General features: G+C 65.5%; 14 protein-coding genes. All 14 read left to right on the top strand.

Annotation, left to right across the window (positions count from 1 at the left end):
* The first annotated feature begins 310 nt into the window (after nucleotides 1-310).
* Entirely contained in the window at nucleotides 311-1,663 is a 1,353-nt protein-coding gene (locus WDN01_22660) for a metallopeptidase TldD-related protein (protein ID MEJ0028839.1), read from the top strand.
* Between the two features lie 17 nt (nucleotides 1,664-1,680).
* The gene (gene tldD / locus WDN01_22665; protein MEJ0028840.1) at nucleotides 1,681-3,138 is read left to right on the top strand and encodes a metalloprotease TldD; all 1,458 of its coding nucleotides are present in this window, start codon (nucleotides 1,681-1,683) and stop codon (nucleotides 3,136-3,138) included.
* 1 nt (nucleotide 3,139) lies between these two features.
* A complete protein-coding gene (locus WDN01_22670) occupies nucleotides 3,140-4,261 on the top strand; it encodes a PLP-dependent cysteine synthase family protein (GenBank protein MEJ0028841.1) in 1,122 nt (373 codons plus the stop codon).
* A gap of 160 nt (nucleotides 4,262-4,421) precedes the next feature.
* Complete coding sequence (locus tag WDN01_22675) at nucleotides 4,422-6,242, top strand: ATP-binding cassette domain-containing protein (GenBank protein MEJ0028842.1); 1,821 nt, start codon at nucleotides 4,422-4,424, stop codon at nucleotides 6,240-6,242.
* Nucleotides 6,243-6,302: 60 nt separating this feature from the next.
* Nucleotides 6,303-6,866 carry an RNA polymerase sigma factor gene (locus tag WDN01_22680; GenBank protein ID MEJ0028843.1) on the top strand — a complete coding sequence of 188 codons (564 nt, stop codon included), beginning with the start codon at nucleotides 6,303-6,305 and terminating at the stop codon, nucleotides 6,864-6,866.
* An 81-nt stretch (nucleotides 6,867-6,947) separates the two neighbouring features.
* On the top strand, nucleotides 6,948-7,850 hold the full coding sequence (locus WDN01_22685) for a FecR domain-containing protein (GenBank protein ID MEJ0028844.1): 903 nt from the start codon (nucleotides 6,948-6,950) through the stop codon (nucleotides 7,848-7,850).
* Nucleotides 7,851-7,995: 145 nt separating this feature from the next.
* Entirely contained in the window at nucleotides 7,996-10,515 is a 2,520-nt protein-coding gene (locus tag WDN01_22690; GenBank protein ID MEJ0028845.1) for a TonB-dependent siderophore receptor, read from the top strand.
* 149 nt (nucleotides 10,516-10,664) lie between these two features.
* Nucleotides 10,665-11,801 (top strand): LuxR C-terminal-related transcriptional regulator, encoded by a 1,137-nt coding sequence (locus tag WDN01_22695; GenBank protein MEJ0028846.1) that lies wholly within the window; start codon nucleotides 10,665-10,667, stop codon nucleotides 11,799-11,801.
* 427 nt (nucleotides 11,802-12,228) lie between these two features.
* On the top strand, nucleotides 12,229-12,738 hold the full coding sequence (locus WDN01_22700) for an RNA polymerase sigma factor (protein MEJ0028847.1): 510 nt from the start codon (nucleotides 12,229-12,231) through the stop codon (nucleotides 12,736-12,738).
* A gap of 81 nt (nucleotides 12,739-12,819) precedes the next feature.
* Nucleotides 12,820-13,734 carry a FecR domain-containing protein gene (locus tag WDN01_22705; protein ID MEJ0028848.1) on the top strand — a complete coding sequence of 305 codons (915 nt, stop codon included), beginning with the start codon at nucleotides 12,820-12,822 and terminating at the stop codon, nucleotides 13,732-13,734.
* A 30-nt stretch (nucleotides 13,735-13,764) separates the two neighbouring features.
* Nucleotides 13,765-14,121: a hypothetical protein gene (locus WDN01_22710; GenBank protein ID MEJ0028849.1), complete on the top strand. Its 357-nt coding sequence runs from the start codon at nucleotides 13,765-13,767 to the stop codon at nucleotides 14,119-14,121.
* A 194-nt stretch (nucleotides 14,122-14,315) separates the two neighbouring features.
* Nucleotides 14,316-15,923: an ATP-binding protein gene (locus WDN01_22715; GenBank protein ID MEJ0028850.1), complete on the top strand. Its 1,608-nt coding sequence runs from the start codon at nucleotides 14,316-14,318 to the stop codon at nucleotides 15,921-15,923.
* 314 nt (nucleotides 15,924-16,237) lie between these two features.
* A complete protein-coding gene (exbB, locus tag WDN01_22720; protein MEJ0028851.1) occupies nucleotides 16,238-17,044 on the top strand; it encodes a tonB-system energizer ExbB in 807 nt (268 codons plus the stop codon).
* A 3-nt stretch (nucleotides 17,045-17,047) separates the two neighbouring features.
* Nucleotides 17,048-17,472: TonB system transport protein ExbD (exbD, locus tag WDN01_22725; GenBank protein MEJ0028852.1), on the top strand; the 425-nt coding region annotated here is incomplete at its 3' end.

Genomic DNA, 17,472 nt, shown 5'->3' on the forward strand with positions numbered 1-17,472 from the left:
GAATGTTGCCGCTTCTTGCTCGCGCGGCGGCTGGGGAGACGCTCTCATTCGCGTGGCACCAAGTCGACCGGTGGGGATGCCGCCTGTTCGGGCCGTCTTGAGACGAGTGGGTGGGCGACCTGTCCCCCGGCACCCGACGTCGCGACGGACGGGCAGGGCAATCGGCCGCCGATGTTCCCTTCTTTCCGCCTTTTGGTGGATGGGTCGCGGACTCGCGCCGTGTCATTCCTGACCGGACAAACGACCGGCTGGGACGCATGACGCTGACAGTTTCGCCATTTTTGCTTTCCTTCGCTTCTCCAGTGCTCGCATGAGCGGCTATCTCCTCCATGACGAGGCGACGTTGAGCCAGATCGCGCGCGACGCCGTCTGTCGTGCGCGCCGGTCGGGCTTCGACCAGGCCGTTTGCGTCGCCCGGGAGTTCGCGGGATTGACGATCAAGGTCAAGAACGGCGTTCCCGAGACTGCGGTGCGCGACGGCGGACAGTCCGTCTCGGTCACGGTGTTTGACGGCGGGCGCACCGGCACGGCCACCACGTCCACCCTGACGACGCAAGCCGTTCAGACAGCGGTGGAACGCGCCATCGCCATCGCGCGCCAAGTCGAATCCGACGCCGCAGCGGGATGTGCCGATTCCGAATGGCTGGCCCGGGACGGACGGGATGTCGAACTTTACGCGCCTTCCGGCCTGCCGGCGGCGGACATCGCGGCGGCAGCCAAGGCAATCGAAGACGCCGCCATCGATGCGTCCGCCACGCAGCCGGCGCGCGTCATGGAGGCAGGCGCCGTGAGTCAGGACAGCCGCTGGGCCCGCGCCATCGGCGCCGATTTCTGCCGCGCCGCCAGCGCATCCAGCCAGAGCCGCTGGTGTGTCGCCATCGCCGAGCGCGACGGCGCGATGAACCGCGCCGCCTGGCGGTCGGCGGAGCGGCGGACGGATCGGCTGGCGCCGCCCCAGGCCATCGGCGCCACGGCGGTCGCCCTTGCGGCACGCAAGCTGGGCGCGCGGGCAGTCAAGACCCAGGCCGCGCCGGTCCTGCTCGACGCCACCATCGCGGGTTCGCTGGTGCGCGAATTCTGCGGTGGGCTGTTCGGCGCGCCGCAGCATCAGAAATCGACCTTCCTTGCCGACGCGATCGGCCAGCGCGTGCTCGCCAGTCATCTCGACCTGGTGGAGGATCCCTTCGAACCGTTCGGAATGGCGAGCGGCGGATGCGACAGCGAGGGCGTGGCCGGGATGCATCGTTTCGTGGTGCGCGAAGGCGTCGTGGAGGATTATTTCCTCTCGTCACGCTGGGCCCGCAAGCTCGGCAGGCGCTCCACCGGCAACGCCGACGGCACCTGGAATCTCTTTCTCACGAGCCGGACGACGACCAACGGCGACGATCTCGCGGGGATGCTGCGCCGGCTGGGCCGCGGCTTGTGGGTGACGGAATTTCTGGGCGGGCGGTGCGATCCCGTCACCGGCACCTATTCCAAGGCGGTGGCCGGGTTCTGGGTGGAGGACGGGGAGGCGGCCTTTCCGGTCCAGGACGTCACTATCGCGGGCGAGCTGGCGACCATGCTCGATCATATCCGGTTCGTGGGCGCCGATGTCTATCGCGACGGCGCGGTGCGCACCGGCTCGATCCTGCTCGGCGACATGAAGATCGCCGGCCGCTGAGCGCTGAGGAGAATCCCATGGATGGGCAAGACCAATCTTCCGCCGCCGAGCGTTTCGCGCTCGCCGAGAAGCGGCTGCTTCACGAAAACGATCTTGACATCGGCGCGTTGGCCCCCTTGCTGGAAACGCTTCTGGGCTGCGGCGATTTTTCCGATCTCTATTTCGCGGCGTCGAGCAGCGAAGGTTGGCAGTTGCAGGACCAGAAGGTCACAGGCGGCAGCTTCTCGATATCGCAGGGCGTCGGCGCGCGCAGCGTCGGCGGCGACCGCACCGGCTTCGCCTATTCCAGCGACATGTCGCCGCGCGCGCTCGGCGCCGCCATCGCGGCGGCGGCGGACATGAGCCGCAGCGGGCGCGAAAGCCGCGGCGGCATCCAAGTCGGCAAGCCCGACGCCACACATGCGCTGTATTCCGGCATCGATCCGACCGCGACGGCCGAGGCCGCACCCAAGATCAAGCTGCTGCAGGATGTCGACCGGTTGGCGCGCGCCGCCGATCCGCGCATCGTCCGCGTCTCGGCCGGTCTGCAGATGTCCCATTCCGCGGTGCTGGTGGCGGCGAGCGACGGCGCGCTGGCGGGCGACATGCGTCCCCAGGTCCAGCTCAGCCTGACGGTGCTGGCCGAGGCCGGCGGAAGGCGGGCCAACGGCACCGCATCGGCCGGCTGGCGCGCGGGGCTGGAATATTTCGACGCGGCGCGGGTGGCGGCCCTGGTTGCGCACGCCACACGGATCGCGCTCGTCAATCTCGACGCGCGGCCCGCGCCGGCCGGGGTGATGACGGTCGTGCTGGGACCGGGCTTCCCCGGCGTGCTGCTGCACGAGGCCGTCGGCCACGGCCTGGAAGGCGACGCCCATCGCAAACGCTCTTCGGTGTTCACCGGACGCATGGGCTCGGCCGTCGCCGCGCCCGGCGTCACCGTGATCGACGACGGCACGCTGCCGGGACGGATCGGGTCGCTCAACAGCGACGACGAAGGCACACCCACCAGGCGCAATGTGCTGATCGAGGATGGCAGGCTCACCGGGCTGATGCAGGACCGGCTGAACGCAAGGCTGATGAACGATACGGTCACCGGCAACGCGCGGCGCCAGTCTTATGCCCATCTGCCCATGCCGCGGATGACCAACACCTTTCTCGCCGCCGGCGGGCACGATCCCGCCGAGATCGTCGCCTCGGTCCCCCGGGGCATCTATGCGGTTGGGTTTGGAGGCGGCCAGGTCGACATCACCAGCGGGCAGTTCAACTTCTCGGCGACCGAAGCCTATCTGATCGAAGACGGGCACGTCACCGCGCCGATCCAGGGCGCCACCCTGATCGGGCTGGGGCACGAAGCGCTGCATCGCATTTCGATGATCGGCTGCGACCTCGAGCTGGAAAACGGCATGTGTGGCAAAAGTGGACAGAGCGTTTCGGTCGGCGTCGGCCAGCCCACCGTCAGGATCGACGACATGGTGGTCGGTGGCGCGGGCTGAGATGACGTCGATCCTGCAACGCCTTCATCAGCCAGAACCCGACCGCCCGACGGGCGCTGCGGCGCGGCGGGCCTGGACGCAGGAAGCGGTGCGGCTGATCGGGGCGGATGCGCGGCGCACCGCCGACACCAACCTCATCCGCCTGCCGTTTTGCGGTGCGCCGGGCATCGCGCTCTATCTGAAGGACGAATCCACCCATCCCACCGGAAGCCTCAAGCACCGGCTGGCGCGCGCGCTGTTCCTGCATGCGCTGTGCAGCGGCTGGATCGGTCCGGACTCGACCATCGTCGAGGCGTCGAGCGGCTCGACCGCGATCTCCGAAGCCTATTTCGCCAAGCTCCTGGGCCTGCGCTTCTTCGCCGTCGTGCCGCGTTCGGTGGCCGCCGCCAAGGTGGCGGCGATCCGCCTTCACGGCGGCGAAGTCCGTTATGTCGACAGCGCCGCCGACATCCATCGCGAATCGCTCCGGCTGGCGCGCGAAACCGGCGGCCATTACATGGACCAGTTCACCTATGCCGAGCGCGTCGGCGACTGGCGCGGCGAGGACAATATCGCCCGTTCCATCTTCGGCCAGATGGGTGCCGAGGCCGATCCGGTCCCGGTCTGGCTCGTCTGCGGCGCGGGCACGGGCGGCACCTCGGCGACGATCGGCCGCTTCATCCGCTACCGGCAGCTGCCGACCCGGCTTTGCGTCGCCGATCCGCAGAATTCGGTCTTCCACCGCCACTATCACGACCGCGCTATGACCGCCGTTCCGGGCGAGGAGCAATCCTGCATCGAAGGCATCGGCCGCTGTGCGATCGAGCCCTCCTTCATTCCCGAACTGATCGACCGGATGCTGCCGGTCAGCGACGCGCAGAGCATCGGTGCGCTCAGGGCCGTTTGGGAGGTCTTGGGGCGGCGCTGCGGCGGGTCGACCGGGACCAATATCTGGGCTGCGGCCCAACTCATCTCCGAAATGAAAAGCTCGGGCGAGACCGGCTCGCTCGTCACGATCCAGTGCGACGGCGGCGAGCGCTACGCCGACACGTATTTCTCGGACGCCTGGCTGCAGGACCGGGGCGTCGACTGGCGCCCCGAGCGGTCGCGCATGGCGGCATTTTTCGAGAGCGGCTGCTTGTGAGGCGTTTGCGGTATCGGGCCTCCCGACTCGTTCTGTCTTCGCCCGGTCGCCGGCGGCACGGGCGTTACATCGCCGCCAGCGTTTCGCAAATCCGTCCTCCGGCGTGGGCGCTTTGCGCAGATGTCGTGCCAGCGTCGTGCGCAACAAGGATCGGTCTGCCGTGATACAGCCTCGCCATCTCCGCATCGACCCGCGCAGCTATCGCCTCGATGCCAGGTTCTTCCGGCGCGTCTACAATCTTTCCAAGCCCTATTGGCTGCGCAAGGGTGCTTGGAAATCCTGGGCCGCACTTGGCCTCCTCGTCGCGTTGATCGTGCTCTACAGCATCTCCGGCGCCTATTATTCCTTTCTCACGCGCGATCAGACCAATGCGCTGGTGGCGCGTCAAACCGGACCGTTCTGGCATCTGCTGATGCTGACCTTCCTCTTCTTGGTGGTACGGCAACTCATCTATGCGGTCGAGGGTTATACCGACGGGCGTCTCAACCTGCATTGGCGACAATGGCTGACCACGCATCTGATCGACAAATACCTGTCGCGCCGCACCTATTACGAGATCGTCGTCGACGAGGTGATCGACAACCCCGACCAGCGCATGCAGGAAGAGGTCGGACCGTTCTGCCAAACGATCTCTTATCTGCCGCGCCAAGCCCTCGGGATGGTGCTCGACATGAGCGTGCAGGCCCTCATCCTGATGCAGATTTCGAGCGCCCTCTTCTGGGCGGTGGTCATCTTCGCAACCATTAAGACGTTGATAATCCTGCGTCTCTGGACGCCGACCATCAAGCAGAACTACGATATCACCGTTTCGGAAGCCGACCTGCGCTACGGAATCCTGCATGTGCGCGATCACGCGGAGACCGTCGCCTTCTATCATGGCGAATATGCCGAGCGTGCCCACATTCTGGTGCGCTTGGCGACGGCGATCCGCAGGAATCTCGTCAACACCATCTATATGGTCTGGATGGGGCTAGCCGAAGGCGGGTTCTCGGTGGTTTGGATGGTGATGCCGCTGGTCTTCCTTGGGCCGCTTTATCTGCATCATCACATCCCATACGGCACCGTTGCTCAGGGCGGCGCCTCGGCGATGGCGCTGCTGAATTCGCTGTCGCTGCTGATGCGGTTCGTCCCAAGCCTTACCCTCGCGGTGCCCAAGGTGATCCGCCTGGCGGAGATTCAAGAGAAGTTCGAGGACATGGGCCGCGAACGCCCGTCCAGCGCCGCCGTGCCGCGCATCAGTTTTCGCGAGGGCGACGAAATCGCGCTCGACCATGTCTCGCTGCAGACCCCCGGCGGCGAACTGCATCTTGCGCGGGATGTGAGTTTCGCCATCGCTGCGCACGAGAATATGGTGATCGTCGGGCGCACTGGCGTCGGCAAGAGTTCGCTGCTGCGCGCGATGGCGGGATTGTGGACGCGGGGTAGCGGCCGCGTCGTCATGCCGCCCACCGACGTGACGCTGTTCCTGCCGCAAAAGCCTTACATGATCCTCGCCAACCTTCGCGAGCAACTGCTTTACCCGCGCCGTCGCACCGATGTGACCGATGCCGAACTGCAGGTCGCGCTGGAGCGCGTCACTTTGCACGACCTCGCGGAACGCCATGGCGGCTTCGACGCCGAAAGAGACTGGAGCCGTGTGTTGTCGCTCGGCGAGCAGCAGCGCATCGCCTTCGCGCGCATCCTGATCTGCCGGCCGCAATTTGTGCTGATGGACGAGGCGACGAGCGCCGTCGACGTGGAAACGGAGCGGCTGCTCTACGGCCTCCTGGCGCGTTCGGGCGCCACCTTTGTCAGCGTGGGCCATCGCCCCACCATCTTCAAATACCACAAGAAGGCATTGCGCCTGTTGTCGGGCGGAGCCTGGGAAGTCGTGCCCGCAGGCGATCTCCAAGCCGCCGACGTCGAGGAGGCCGAAGATCCGGAGGCAGCGGGCGGCGGCGATGCGGTTCAAACCGGCGCCAGGCTCGACGCAGCACAATAATCCTTCTGCGGTGTCTGCGCGGCACGCTCGTTTAAGACGTGGGTGTGTGGCGTAAGGCGAATGGCGGAGCCGGATCTGCGGGAGTTGACGGGAGAGGGGCTCGTTTCCGACGCCGACATGTTGTTCGCGGCCTATGGCCGCAACCGCGCGCGGCTGTTGCGGTTCCTGTCGCGCCGGCTCGGATGCCGTGCCACCGCCGAGGATCTGGCGCAGGACATCTGGTTCAAGCTCGCGCGGGTGCGCGGCCCAGTCCACGATCCGAGCGCGTTTCTCTTCCAGATCGCCGCCAATCTGGTGCGCGATCACGCCAAGGTCGAACGGCGCCGCGCCGAAATCCTCAACCAGGCGATGGATATCCTGTGGCGCGAGGAAGACGTCGTCACGCCCGAACATCACTTGGTGGCCGCCGACGCGCTCGCCAGCATGGACAAGGCGATCGCGGCGCTGCCGCCGCTCAGTCGCCAGATCTTCGTTCTGCTCTGCTTCGACGGATTGACGCAGGGGGAGGCCGCCAAGCGGCTGGGGCTTTCGCGCGTGACGGTCAACCATCACATGAGCCGGGTGCTGGACCGGCTGGCCGAGGTCCGCGCCGGCTTGACGGATGAACCGCACCGGGTGCCTTAACAGTATGCGGTGCCGGATCGTCTAAGGCTTGTCCGTGGACGGTTCGCAACGATGGCCGCAAACCCCAGCAATGCTGCCGACATGCAGCTTCGACGCCAGGCACGAGCCTGGCTGGTGCGCCTGACCACGGGCAAGGCGGCGGACATCGCGGCGTTCGAGGCGTGGCGCACCGAGCCGGCGCACGCGGCCGCTTTCGAGGAAGAAAGACGGTTGTGGCGCAGCCTCGCGGCCCATCGCGCCGCTTTTGTGGCGGCCCTGCCGGCCGTCCCGCCGCGCCGGCGGCGACCTTGGCTGCCGATCGGCGCCATGGCCGCGGCCATCGGACTCTGCGTACTGATGCTCGGCCAGCCGCTGCTGTGGCTTGAAGCCGACCGCATCACCGGGCCGGGCGAGATCGCGCCCGTGACACTGCCCGACGGTTCGCTGGCGATGCTGAACACCAACTCCGCGCTGGCGATCGATTTCCGTTGCGGGCGGCGCGATGTCGCGCTGCTGCGCGGCGAGGCGTGGTTCTCAGTGCGTCACAATGCAGCGCATCCTTTTCGCGTCTTGGCTGCAGGCGGCGAGATCCGCGATGTCGGCACCGCTTTCGACGTGCGCCGTGACGCAGGCGGTCGCGTCAGGGTTGCGGTGACCGCGGGCGAAGTTGTGGTCAGCAATACCGGAATCCGCGCGCATGCGCATGCGGGCGAGATCTTGCAATATGGCGGAGGCACGGCACCGCACGCCGGATCCGACAATATAGCGGCCCTTTCAAGCTGGCGGAGCGGCCGCGTGGTGATCGACGGCCGTTCCTTGGGCGACGCCGTCGACGAATTGGCGCGCTATCGTCCCGGCGTCGTATTTCTCCTGAGCGGCAAGGCGAGCCAGAAGGTGAGCGGCAATTTCCGCATCTCCGCCATAGATCAGGGGCTCGAAGGCCTTGCCGCGGCGCGCGGACTGACCGTGACGTATTTCACGCCCTTCGTGGTCGTGCTGCGCTGAGCCGTGGCGTTTACACCTCGCATGCGCCAGTCGTCCTAGGAACGAGCGGCGGACTTCCCGTCGCTCTGAGCGAGGGATGAAGATGCGTATCGGGGGCTTGAAGAGGGCGTGGTTGTGTGGAGCGGCCTGCGCCGCCGCGATTGTGTTGGCGTCGCACGGCGCATATGCGCAGGGCGAAAGCATCGAGAGCTTCGCCATTCCGGCCGAGCCGCTGAGCCAGGCACTCGATGCCTTCGCGGAGAAGACCGGGTTGCAGCTCGCCTATCCGGCGGAACTGGCCACCGGCCTCAAGAGCCGCGGGCTCACGGGCAGCTATGAAGCGCGCGAGGCGCTCCGCCTCCTGCTTACCGGCAGCGGACTGACCTTCCACTTCGCCAACGCCACGACCATCGTGATCGAACGGCCCGACACGCATGGCGCGCGCGCCCTGGGACCGGTGGAAGTGCAGGGCGCGACGGGCGTCGCCGCCAACGGCTCGACCGATCCGACCGCCACCGAAGGCACCGGCAGCTACACCACCACCGCGACGACGATCGGCTCCAAGGCGCCGCTTTCCATCCGCGAAACGCCGCAGAACGTCAGCGTGATGACGCAGCAGCAGATGCAGGACCAGCATCTGGAAAGCATGGGCGATGTCCTCAACCAGATGCCCGGCGTCTCGGTCCTCAACAATGACGGCAATGTGAACCCGTCATTCTATTCGCGCGGATTCGAGATCACCAATTTCCAGATCGACGGCGGTGCGCCGCTCAACATCAGCAACACGATCAGCACAGCGGTCAACATCCTCGGCTTTACCGCCGGTTTCGACATGGCGGAATACGATCACGCCGAATTGCTGCAGGGGCCGGACGGTCTGTTTTCAGGCGTGGGCAACCCGAGCGGCACCGTCAACCTCGTACACAAGCGTCCGCTGGACCACGACCAGATCAGCCTCGAAGGGGCTGCCGGATCGTGGGACAATTATCGCGCCGTGGTCGATGTCACCGGACCGCTCGACATCGCGGGCCTCGGCGACAAGATACGCGGCCGTTTGGTGGCAAGCTATCAGTCGCAGGACTATTTCTACAAGACGGCGACCACCGATCACTTTCTTCTCTACGGCGTCGTCGAGGCCGATCTTACGCCGGAGACATTGCTGACCGTCGGCGCCAGCTTCACCAAGCAGGACTCGTTGCCGTGGTTTGCCGGCCTGCCGCGCTATGCGAACGGCGACGACCTGCACCTGCCGGTCGATACCTCGTTTGCGCTGCCTTGGAGCCGGTATCAAACCTCGACGCCGGAAATCTTTGTCCAGCTGAACCAGAAACTCGCCGGCGACTGGACTGCTCACCTCAATCTCACGGATACGGCGCAAGACACGAATTCCAAATACGGCTTTCTCACCGGCGGCGTCACCAGCAATCCTATTACCGGAACGAAGATGGAGGGCTATCAAACCAAGAGCGTCAACCGCCAATATCTGGCGGATGCGACCGTCACGGGATCCTTCGATCTTTTCGATCGCCACCACCAACTGACGGCGGGCGCCAGCTATGGCTATGTCGACGGCGAGGGTTCGTTGAATTATCCGACGCTCTATCCCGCGCCCTATCCGCCGGTGGATATCTTCCATTTCGATCCCGGCGCATGGCCCGAACCGGCTTCCCCGGCACCGTATCAAGGTTTTGCCGCCGAAAACCAGTCCCAATGGCGGGCCTACATGACCCTGCGCCTGGAGCTTTTGCATGATCTGCATGCGACCGGGGGCTTTTCCCTCAACACGTTCGATTTCAAGGAAATCGATCAGCCGCTCGACGCAACGGGCCATCACGACGGCCCGCCAAGCGCCCCACTCAGCTACGGCGATCACTCCGTGGTCGTACCCTATGGCGCGGTGACGTATGACATCGACGATGCTTGGTCGGCTTATTTCAGCTACACAAAAATCTTCCAATCCGTGGCCAACTATTTTGGCGGACCGCCGCCGGGCCACCCGCTGCCGCCGATCCTGGGCGCCAGTTACGAAGCCGGTATCAAGGGCGAGCTTCTCGGCGGGGCGCTCAACACCACGCTCTCGGTTTACCGCACCAACGAGACGAGTTATCCGACGATTCTGGACCCGACCTATCCGCCGATTCAGAATGGCCTCAGCCTCTGCTGCCTTCTCGACAACGGCGACTTGAAGAGCGAAGGCGTGGAAGCGGCGGTGGCGGGGCAAATCCTCCCCGGTTGGCAGATATCGACCAGTTTCAGCTATAATTACAATGTGACTGTCTATGACGGGTCCGCTGCCGACACCGGAGAGGTGTTCTCCAACCAGACGCCGAAATATCTCTTCAAGCTGTGGACGACCTATCGCTTGCCGGATGACTTCAAGCGCTGGCAGGTGGGCTTCGGGGCCAACGCGCAGTCGGCTGCCTTCGGCAAGGGGTCGGTCTGCGTGGTCTATCGTCCCGCGCCCAGCACGCGATGCCTGACCCAAGTGCCTTATCGGGTCGACCAGCCCGGCTACGGCGTGTTCGGGGCGAGCGTCTCCTACGATGTCGACGATCACTGGCACGCCATGCTCAACGTCGACAACTTACTCGACAAGACTTACTATCAGAGCATCGGAACGGCCGCCGGCGGCAACTGGTACGGCAATCCGCGCAATTTCATGTTTACCATCCGCTATCAGCACTGAACACGGCGCCCTCCCTGCCACGCGGCGGGGAGGGCGTTCGCCGCCCAGCCGAGCTTGCGGAGTTGGATCGTTCCGCTCGTTCTCCTGGCATGGTTGTCTCCGCCCTCCGTCGCATCGGCCGGTCCGCCGTCAGATCGCATCCGGTTCCCATGCCGCCCGGCACGATCTCCGCCGACGCCATCGCCGCCCTGGCCCCGCTCGCCTGCGCCCGCGACGTCTCGGAATTCTGGGACGCGACACTGGCGCTGATCCGTGCCGCGGCGCCGTTCGACACCGCCTTCCTGTGGTACGACTATTACGACTTCGCCAATTCCAGCCAGAGCACGCTGGTGCTGGAATCGCCATGGCGGGAGCGCGATCCCGATTACTGGCACGCGAGGCGGGCCAACCATCCTACACCGCAATTCCTGAAGGATCATCCCGGCGCGCCGCTACACCGGGTGAGCGACGCCCTGTCGGCCGAGGCGTTGCCGCGCAGCGCCTTCTACAGCCGCTTCATGCAGCCGGAGGGCTGGGAATTCGGCATCACCTTGAGTTTCTGGCAGCGCCAGGAGGTGCGGGCCAACATCGTGATCTATCGCACCGCGGCCCAGGGCGATTTCTCGGCCGAAGAAGAGGCCTGGCTGCGCGCCCTTCATCCCTTGATCCGGTCGGTGCTGTTCCGTCTCATCCACGAGCAGCAGCAGCGCGCCCTCCACGCCAGCCTGTCCAATTTCGTCGCCGGCTTGCCGATCGGCGTGATGCTGGTCAACTGGAACCTGCAGCCGGTGTTCGTCAACGACGAGGGCTGCAAGCAGGCTTTCTTCTGGGTCCACGGCGCGGCGCGGCCTTACACCGTGCTGCCGCGCAAGACGCTGCAGGTGCCTCCCGATCTTGCGGCGGCGTGCGAGGTCTTGCGCCGGCGCTGGCTGGAGACGGACGAACATGGCGACGCGCCGGTCGAGCATACGGTGCCATCCAAGCACTCCGATTTGTACGCTGTGGTGCGCGCCCAGCAGGTGCACGGCGTCTCGGCACACCGGCCCAGCTTCCTGATCCGCTTCGGCGGGCTCGGCTCTCGCGCCCATGACGCGTTTCAGCCGAGCGACGAACAGCTCAAGATCCTGTCCCAGCTCACGCCGGCGGAGCGAAAGGTCGCGATCCTTCTCGTCCGCGGCCTATCCAACCGCGAGATCGCCGAAAGACTTCATCGCGAGCGTTGCACGGTGAAGGATCATCTCAGCCATATCTACGGCAAGCTCGGTGTGCGCAACCGCACCCAGCTCACCAGCCTCCTGTCCCGCTGACCTTGCAGAACGCAAGGCGACGCGAGGCCGTATCAGGTAAATCTACTTGACCGATAGACTATTGAAACAATATCGTGGCGCCATGTCGCGTAAGAATCCGCCACCTGGAGGGGATGATGAGACGGGCAAGCGCATCGGCCGCCCTCTGCCATTCCTGCACAGGAGACGGGCGGATTGCCTAGCGGCGTTGCCGCGATTTCGCGCAACACGCGCCGCCGGGCCAAGCCGCCTTCGCCGCAAGGCTTGGAATCCGGCGGTTTTCCGTCAGACCTGCACGGCGGATTTCGATCGCCAAAAATTCTCGGTTGCGCCCGCCCCATCGGCAGATCGGTTTGGGTAGGGACGGAGATGAGACGCGCGTTGCATTGCAGTCCGGCGCTTATGGCCCCACACTTGTCGCCATCTTGTCATATGGTGGGCGTCGGAGATGGCTGAAGTTCTGACATTTTCGGATCTTGAATCGGTCTTCCTGGAAGCGCGCCCCGACCTGGAGCGGATGCTGCGCCGCCGGACCGGTTCATCGCCTCTGGCCGCCGATCTCGCACAAGAACTTTATCTCAAGCTCCGCCGCATCGCGACGCCGCTGCCGAACCGTCACGAAGCGCGGGCCTATCTCTTCCGCATGGCCGCCAATCTGGCGACCGACCACAGGCGCGTCGAAGGACGGCGCATGGAGCTTCTGGCGGGCAACGTCTCGCTGTTTTCCGGAATCGGGGCAGGCCCCGAGGATGACGCGCTCACACGCGGCCAGATGCGGCTGGTGGAAGCGGCGCTGGCGGAGCTTCCACCGCGCTGCAAGGACGTCCTTTATATGAGCCGGATGCTGGGCATGACCCATTCGGAGATCGCCGCCGAACTCGGCGTTTCGCGCAGTTCGGTGGAAAAATATGTCATGCGCGCGTTACTGCATTGCCGCGAGCGTTTGGCCGGGTCATAAACCGGATATTGTCTTGTGGTTCTTGCCACGCCGGTTCGTTCTTTCACCATGGAAATACAGTTATCCGATCCGGCGGAGGGCTTGGACGCGCCCTCCGATATAGACGAGCAGGCGATCGCCTGGCTTGTCCGGCTCACCTCTGGCGAAACCGTCGCCGAAGATCACGCCGCCTTTGCGCGCTGGCGCGCGCTCAGCCGCGACCATGAAGCGGCCCTCGCGCGGGCGCGGCAGTTGTGGGTGGGCCTCGGGAATGCCTGGGCGGAGCCGGTCCGGGTGCAGCCGCCCCGGCGGACGGCCATGCACGCCTATTTCGCGACCGCGGCCTGCCTCGTCCTCGCCGTGGCCTTGATATTCCAATATCGCCAGGACTGGCGGCACGACTATGTCACGGCGGCCGGCCAGCGCGAAAACATCACGCTCGCCGACGGCAGCCGGGTCGAGCTGAGCGGCGCCAGCGCGCTGGATGTGCATTTTGCCGGTGGCGCGCGCAACGTCGTGCTGGCGCGGGGCGAAGCCTTTTTCGACGTCGTGCACGATCCGCGTCATCCCTTTACCGTCAGCGCCGGATCGGGCGTGATCCGCGATATCGGAACCGCTTTCGACGTGCGTCTGGAGGCCGAGGAACATGTCACGGTAACGGTGGCGCGCGGCAGCGTCGAAGTGAGCGATGGCGCCTCCGACGCAAGGCTGGTGCCAGACCGGCGCGTCGCCTACGGACCGGACGGGTTCGGCGCCGTCGAACGGACGAATGCGCGGCAGGCGCTCGCCTGGACGCGCGGGCGCCTCATTCTGGAGGACCTGCCGCTCTCCGCCGTGCTCGCGGAGCTCGATCGTCATACGGGCCAGCGGATCGTCTTCTTCGGCGGCGCCAAGGCTGGCGCTCGTCATGTGAGCGCCGCGATCGATCTCGACCATACGGCGGACTGGCTGGATGCGTTGCGCAGTTCGCAGAACCTGCGCATCGCCCGGCTGCCCGGCCTTGTCATCGTCTACTGACGGGCACGCACGCACCATCGGAGATCTGAAATGAGATTTGCCCTTGCCGCACTGTGCCTCCTGGCCGCCGCGCCCGCCTTCGCGCAGAGCGCGTCCGTGGCGCCGCCGCCCGCCGATCCCTGCGTGCCGCCCGCCCTGCCGCAGCGATTTTCGCTCCCGGCCGAAGACATCGCCTATCTGCACAAGCAGGTGAATGCCTACAGCGTTTGCGTCAGCCAATACATCGCCGCGCGCCAGACGGCGGGACAGGATTATGCCAACCGCGCCCGGGCCGAGATCGATGCCGGCAACGCCGCCGCGAAGGATGCAAACGCCTATATCGCCACGGTCAAGGATTTCGAGAGCCAGCACCGCGACAAGGGCGGCGCGCCGGCGGGCGGCAACTGATTTTCGCATCCCTTGCGGTGTTCGCCCGCCTCAATCGTTGGGGCGATATAAGGGGTGAAGACATCGGAAGACGCCGCGCCGGCGCGCAGTTCACGCCCGCCGGCGGATATGACGCTGCCGCTTGCGCTCCTACCCTTGGCGACGAAACCATGGCGGCTTGCCGGTCGCCTGTACCGATGGATGAAACACGCAAGATGAATGCAAGTCCCGAACTTCGCTTCCCGACTCCGGCGCATGTCCGTTCGAACCACCTGCCGCTTTCGCCCGCACAGGCGAATGCCGATGCCGAACTCGACATCCTGCTTAAAGTGTCTCCCGTCGTCGGCCTGGCCAGCACGGTGGGCATGGGACGGACGCTGCTGCTGTCGAACCAGGTCGCCAAGCGCGGCGGCTGCATGATCACGCTCGCCGAGATGGCCGATGCGTCGGCGGCGACCGATCCGCTCGCCTTTGCCGATGCGGTGGGCAAGCTGATCGACAAGGCGCTCGCCGAGAACGACTTCGTCGCCGTGGACGATTTCAACTACATCACCCGGATCGGGTCCAGCCAAAATGCATCCCGCGGCGGCTACACCGCGATGGTGGCCAAGCGGATCCTGGAACGGATGGCGCAGGAACCACACAAGCGGCTTCTCATCGCCGGCACGCCGGCGAACCAGTACGGCCAGTTCTTCTTCGATGCCCTGATGGATCGCGGCGCCGTGGCCGCGCTCGATCCGTTCCGGGTCGAGGATTATGCCGCCATCGCCGGCAACGTCCTGGGATCGCGGGCCAAGGACATCGATTTTCAGCAGCTCTTCCGCCATGCCGCGCGTCTGACCGGCCATCAATTGCGCCTGGCCTGCGCCCTCCTGCAGGGCGAGCCGGCGCCGACGACCGAGCAGATCATCGACGTCCTCAACCACCACATCGTCGCCAGCAATGTCCGCACCAACGAGGTCGAGGACATCACCTTCGACCGCCTGCCCGGCGCCGAGCATATCGCAGAGGCGCTTGAAACCGCCATCGTCCTGCCGCTGGAGAACCGCAAGCTGGCGCTGGAGATGGGCCTGAAGGCCAAGCGCGGCGTGCTGCTCTACGGCCCGCCCGGCACCGGCAAGACGGTCATGGGCCGCGCGCTGGCGCACCGGATGAAGGGCAAGTTCTTCCTGGTCGACGGCTCCTTCATCAGCGAGCCGCCGGGCACCTTCTTCGACAAGCTGCAGGCGGTGGTGGCGGAAGCCAAGGCGAACTCGCCTTCCGTTCTGTTCATCGACGACGCCGACGTGCTGTTCAAGATCGAACATATCCAGGGCGTAGTGCGCTTCCTGCTCTCGCTGCTCGACGGACTGGAGAGCGAGACGGCCAACAATGTCTGCGTCATGATGACGGCGATGGACGTGCGCCATATCCCCGATGCGGTGCTGCGGTCCGGCCGCGTCGAGGTCTGGCTGCAGACCAAGCTGCCCGATCAGGACATCCGCGCACGCATCCTCAAGCGCTATCTCAACGAGGATAAGCACCTGCCGGACGTCAACGTCATCGATTTCGACCGCCTGGCGTCGGCGACCGAAGGCTTCACCCAGGCCGATCTGCGCCGCGTGGCGGGCGATGCGAAGTCGCTCTATGCCTCCGACCTGGTGAAGGGCCGCAAGCCCGTCACCGCCGTCGATTATGTCCTGAATGCGGTGGACGCGGTGATCGATGTGCGCGGCCGCATGGCCGACAGCTTGGGCGACGAAAAGCTGCGCCTCGCCGGCGGCAAGAACAAATACTTCAACAAGGCGGCGGCCACGAATTGCGGCGAAGCCTGCGGCTATTGACGAAAGGCTTCAACGCGCGAGGCTCGCGCTGTCACCCCCTAGGGAGCGGGGGCCTCGTTTACTCTAAAATCCCTTCGCCGTGAGGCGAAGGGGTTTTGTTTTGCTCGCTACGCCCAGGCGTTCCCGCCTTCCGGCGGATAGGCGACCGCGTTTCCCCATCGCAGACTTAAATCCATCGCGGCAATTGGCCTCCAAAACCGATGCTTGCGGAGTCTGGGCCGACCACTCGTTTCCGTTTCAAAGTGTGGGCGGTGTTCGTCGGTCGTCGTCATGCCGGGGCCGGTTCTTGCCGGTCCTGTAAATTGGGGTGCATCATGCGTTTCGTCAGCCCGGTCTGGTTCGTCAAAAGCCTGCGGTGGGGCGCAAACGCAATAGCAGCCTTGGTGGCGGCGATATTGGCGGCCGGCGCGGCCTCGGCCCAGGACGTCCTCCCCCATGCCGCGGACCGGTCGCTCATCATCGGCTCGCTGCCCCAGAATCTGTCCGTCATGGGGATGTTCCTGCACGCCGGCCCCATCGTGAAATGCGTCATCCTGATCCTCCTATTCGCCTCGCTGATAACCTGGACGGTATGGATCTCCAAGAACGTCGAACTGCGCGGCGCGCGCCGCAGCCTGCGGCGCGCCATCGACATCCTGGCAGGCGCTCGCTCGCTGAACGACGTCGCCAAGACCGGCGACCGCGTCGTCGATGCCCTCCTGCAGGAAGCGCGGACCGAACTGAAGCTGTCCGAAGGGCTGAAGAGCGGCGCCGCCAACGACCGCATCGAGGTCCGGCTGGGGCGCATCGAGGCTGCTTCCACGCGCCGCATCCAATCGGGCACCAATCTACTTGCGTCGGTCGGCTCGGTCTCGCCCTTCGTCGGCCTGTTCGGCACGGTGTGGGGCATCATGTACAGCTTCATCGGCATCAGCCAAGCCCACACCACCAATCTGATGGTGGTGGCGCCGGGCATCGCCGAGGCCCTGCTCGCCACCGCCTTCGGCCTCGTCGCGGCGGTGCCGGCGGTTGTGATCTATAACGGCTTCGTCCGCGCCATCGCCGGTTATCGCGGCCTGGTGGGCGACGCGGCGACGCTTGTCCTGTGCCTGGCCGGGCGCGATCTCGACCGGCGGGCGTGAGTGATGGCCGCCAAGCTTCATCTCGAATCTGAGGATCTGCCGGTCAACCACGAGATCAACGTCACGCCGTTCATCGACGTCATGCTGGTGCTGCTGATCATCTTCATGGTGGTCGCGCCGCTGGCGACGGTCGATGTGCCGGTCGATCTGCCGGTATCTTCGGCCGGCCAGGCGCCGGAGGCGGAGCCCGTCTTCGTCACCCTTCAATCCGATCATGCGATCTCGATCGGTGACACGCCTGTGAAGGACGACAACGTCGGCGCGGCGTTGGACGCGGCGACCAAGGACAAGAAAGATACGCGTATCTTCATTCGCGCCGACAAGCGCGTCGATTACGGCGATGTGATGGGCCTAATGGATCAGTTGCGCAAGGCGGGATATCTCAAGGTCGCCCTGGTCGGCCTGGACGCGGCAGATGCGGGCGCACC

This window comes from Rhizomicrobium sp., assembly GCA_037200985.1.
Lineage (GTDB): Bacteria > Pseudomonadota > Alphaproteobacteria > Micropepsales > Micropepsaceae > Rhizomicrobium.